This window comes from Bradyrhizobium sp., assembly GCF_049798375.1.
GTDB lineage: Bacteria > Pseudomonadota > Alphaproteobacteria > Rhizobiales > Xanthobacteraceae > Bradyrhizobium.
The window spans coordinates 1-3,410 of sequence record NZ_JBARGP010000307.1; the positions used below are offsets into that span (position 1 = coordinate 1).

General features: G+C 64.1%; 3 protein-coding genes and 2 pseudogenes. 1 reads left to right on the plus strand and 4 read right to left on the minus strand.

Features of this window, described 5'->3' with window-relative positions; all coding sequences use genetic code 11:
• Window positions 1-153, plus strand: a pseudogene (locus tag WA702_RS13195) (DNA polymerase III subunit delta); the annotation flags it as partial.
• A gap of 89 nt (window positions 154-242) precedes the next feature.
• Here the strand turns inward: WA702_RS13195 and WA702_RS13200 are convergent.
• The 4 genes and pseudogenes from WA702_RS13200 to WA702_RS13215 all read right to left on the minus strand — a co-directional run.
• On the minus strand, window positions 243-1,133 hold the full coding sequence (locus WA702_RS13200) for a ParB/RepB/Spo0J family partition protein (protein ID WP_425110971.1): 891 nt from the start codon (window positions 1,131-1,133) through the stop codon (window positions 243-245).
• Between the two features lie 160 nt (window positions 1,134-1,293).
• Window positions 1,294-2,145: a ParA family protein gene (locus tag WA702_RS13205; protein WP_425110972.1), complete on the minus strand. Its 852-nt coding sequence runs from the start codon at window positions 2,143-2,145 to the stop codon at window positions 1,294-1,296.
• 27 nt (window positions 2,146-2,172) lie between these two features.
• Window positions 2,173-2,841: a 16S rRNA (guanine(527)-N(7))-methyltransferase RsmG gene (rsmG, locus tag WA702_RS13210; protein WP_425110973.1), complete on the minus strand. Its 669-nt coding sequence runs from the start codon at window positions 2,839-2,841 to the stop codon at window positions 2,173-2,175.
• A gap of 10 nt (window positions 2,842-2,851) precedes the next feature.
• A pseudogene (locus WA702_RS13215) lies at window positions 2,852-3,410 on the minus strand (tRNA uridine-5-carboxymethylaminomethyl(34) synthesis enzyme MnmG); the annotation flags it as partial.

Below are 3,410 nucleotides of genomic sequence, written 5' to 3' on the forward strand. Positions count from 1 at the left end.
GCGCTGCGCAACCTCTCGCCGGCGCGGCTGGTGCCGATCATCGATCAGCTCGCCACTGCGGCGCTGGACATGCGCAAGCAGCCGTCGCTGGCGGCCGCGATCGCGCAACGCACCCTGCTGTCGATCGCGGTCGCGGCGCGGCGGCGTGGGTGATCTCCCCGCATCCGCCGTCGCTCTTCGAGCTATGGCGGACAAGAGCGGGGCGAGGTTGCAGCGAGCGCGCCGCAAAGCCTAACTAACAACTAACCGTTCTCCAGCCGGCGCGTGACCTCGTCGAGCTGCTCGAGGTTGCGATAGCTGATCTGCACCGTGCCGCCGGGATCGCGATGGCTGATGGTGACGGTCAGGCCGAGCGCGTCGCTGACCCGCTTCTCCAACGCGATGGTGTCGGCGTCCTTTGTCTCCTTCGGCGCGCTGCCGGTGCGCGGCTTCTGCGGCTTGCGCTCCGGCACGCCCTCGTCGTGCGCGAGCGCCTCGGTCTGGCGGACGTTCAGCCCTTCCTTGACGATGCGCTTCGCCGCCGCCAACGGATCCGGCAGATTGATCAGCGCGCGCGCATGGCCGGCCGACAGCTGGCCGGCCGCGATGAAGCCTTGCACTTCCGCCGGCAGCTTGGTCAGCCGCATCATGTTGGCGACGTGGCTGCGGCTCTTGCCGACGATCTTGGCGATGTCTTCCTGGCTGCGCTTAAACTCGTTGCCGAGCGCGTGATAGCCCTGCGCCTCCTCCATCGCGTTGAGGTCTTCGCGCTGGACGTTCTCGATGATCGCAAGCTCGAGCGCGTCACTGTCGCTGACATCGATCGGGACGATCGGCACTTCATGCAGGCCGGCCGCCTGCGACGCGCGCCAACGCCGTTCACCGGCGATGATCTCATAACGGTCCTGTGCGCCCTTCACCGGTCGCACCACGATCGGTTGGATCACGCCATGCTGCTTGATCGAGTCGGTGAGCTCGCCGAGCTCGGTATCAGAGAAGGTGCGACGCGGATTGCGCGGGTTGGGCTTGAGGAATTCGATCGGCACCTTGCGCTGCGAACGCGGCCGCTCCGGCGGTGCACCCGCCTCGCGCCCGACATCGCCGATCAGACTTGCAAGACCGCGGCCCAGTCGCGAGCGCGATTCATCGGCCATCGCCTTCTCCCTTGGATTCACTGAAACGCCGCTCCTCTCGTTGTCGTCGATTCGGGCGCAGGCACATCAGCGAACCCGAGATGCGAACGACACAATCGATGTTATGCCACTGAAAGGACCGAACCCGCATCACGCGGCCGGTCTGGACCTGTGCAGCAGATCAATGCGGCTTGAGCTCGCGCTCGCGCTGAATCACCTCGGTGGCGAGCTTGAGATAGGCCTCGCTGCCGACGCACTTCAAATCATAGACCAGCACCGGCTTGCCGTAGGACGGCGCCTCGGAGATGCGGACGTTGCGCGGGATCATGGTGTTGTAGACCTTCGATCCCATGAACTGACGGACGTCGGCGACAACCTGGTTCGAGAGGTTGTTGCGCGAGTCGAACATGGTCAGCACGATGCCGTGGATCGACAGGTTCGGGTTCAGAGTCGAGCGCACCTGCTCGACCGTCTGCAGCAGCTGCGATAGACCCTCGAGCGCGAAGAACTCACACTGCAGCGGCACCAGGATCGCATCCGCCGCCGCCATCGCGTTGACGGTCAGCAGGTTGAGCGACGGCGGGCAGTCGACCAGCACATAGGTATAGTCGTTCTCGGGCGAGACGTTGTTGTTAAGGCTGGCGATGGCGTCGCGCAGCCGGAAGGCGCGATTGGCCGACGAGCCGAGCTCGAGCTCGAGACCCGACAGATCCATGGTCGAGGAGGCGATGTGCAAACGCGGCACCGCGGTCGGCACCACGGCGTCGCGCAAGGACGCCTCGCCGATCAGGACGTCGTAGGTCGAGCAGTTGCGGTTGTGGCGATCGATACCGAGCCCGGTCGAGGCGTTGCCCTGCGGATCGAGGTCGATGATCAGCACGCGCTCGCCGATCGCGGCCAGTGCGGTGCCGAGGTTGATCGCAGTCGTGGTCTTGCCGACCCCGCCCTTCTGGTTGGCGAGCGCCAGGATGCGCGGATGGCCGTCCATGTGCGGGGCCCTATCCTCTTGATAAACCTGATCAATCACGGTCATCGGTCGTCATCGCCTGTGTCGCGGAATTCATGAACGTCGCGCGATCTGATCGATCTCGACGATCCAGCCTTGTCCGCCCGTTCGGCTGGGATGAAGCTTGTGCCTGATGTTCCAATATTTAGTAGATTCGGTCAATTCCGCTTCTACATCTTGGCCCTTCAGAAATAGCGCCGTTGTACCTTTGTTAACCAAGGGCTCAACGAAGCCAATGAGCTGGTGTAATGGAGCCAGCGCGCGCGCAGTGATGCAATCGACTCGCCCCGTCCACTTCTCCACGATATCCTCGATCTCCGACAAATGCACGACGCCAGGTGCCGCCGTGACGCGAATAGCTTCGCGCAGGAACGCGGCTTTCTTGGCGATGCGCTCGACAAGATGGATCTGGGCACCCGGCGCCTCGGTCAGAGCGCAGGCGAGCACCACGCCGGGAAAGCCGCCGCCGCTGCCAAGATCGATCCAGATTTTCGCATCTGGCTTGAGCGCGAGAAGCTGGAGCGAGTCCGCGATGTGACGGGTCCAGAGCTGCGGCAGAGTTGATGGCGCGACGAGGTTGGTCTTTGCCTGCCACGCCTCTAACAATGCGACGTAGCGATCGAGGCGCTCAGCCGTTTCACGTGAAACGGGGGTCAGCGCGAGCGCCGCGGCTCTGTCGGCGGCGAGGCCAGGGGGTGCAGAAGAACGATCGGCTGGTTTCACGTGAAACGCCTCATGCGGTCGCCGACTTCCGCCGCGCCTCGCGCCGCAGATAGGCCGCGAGGATTCCGAGCGCCGCCGGCGTCATGCCGTCGATACGACCAGCCTGACCGACCGTCCACGGCTTGGCTGCGGTCAGCTTGGCACGAGCCTCGTTGGAGAGGCCCGGCACCTCCGCGTAATCGATATCACCGAGCACCATGCCCTCGTCGCGGCGAAAGGCATCGACATCCGCGTTCTGCCGTTTCAGGTACACATCGTATTTGGCATCGATCTCCAGGTGCGCCGCGATACCGGCATCGAACGCGCCGAGCTCGGGCCATATCGCTCGCACCTGCTCCCAACCGATGTCCGGATATGCCAGGAGTTCGAACGCTGACCGGCGCTGGCCGTCCTTGTTCAACGCCAGTCCGTGCTTGGCGGCCTCATTCGGCGTGATGGCCACCGACTTAGCCAAAGCTTTCGCTCCATTGAGCGCATCCATCTTTGCGCGATGGTGCTGACTTCTGAGTGAACCGACGCAGCCGAGTGCTGCGCCTTTATCGGTCAGACGCTGGTCGGCATTGTCCGCG

Bases quoted from the DNA above. Each gene is read 5' to 3' on its own strand.
- WA702_RS13200 (WP_425110971.1), bottom strand. From the start codon at position 1,133: ATGGCCGATGAATCGCGCTCGCGACTGGGCCGCGGTCTTGCAAGTCTG.
- WA702_RS13205 (WP_425110972.1), bottom strand. From the start codon at position 2,145: ATGACCGTGATTGATCAGGTTTATCAAGAGGATAGGGCCCCGCACATG.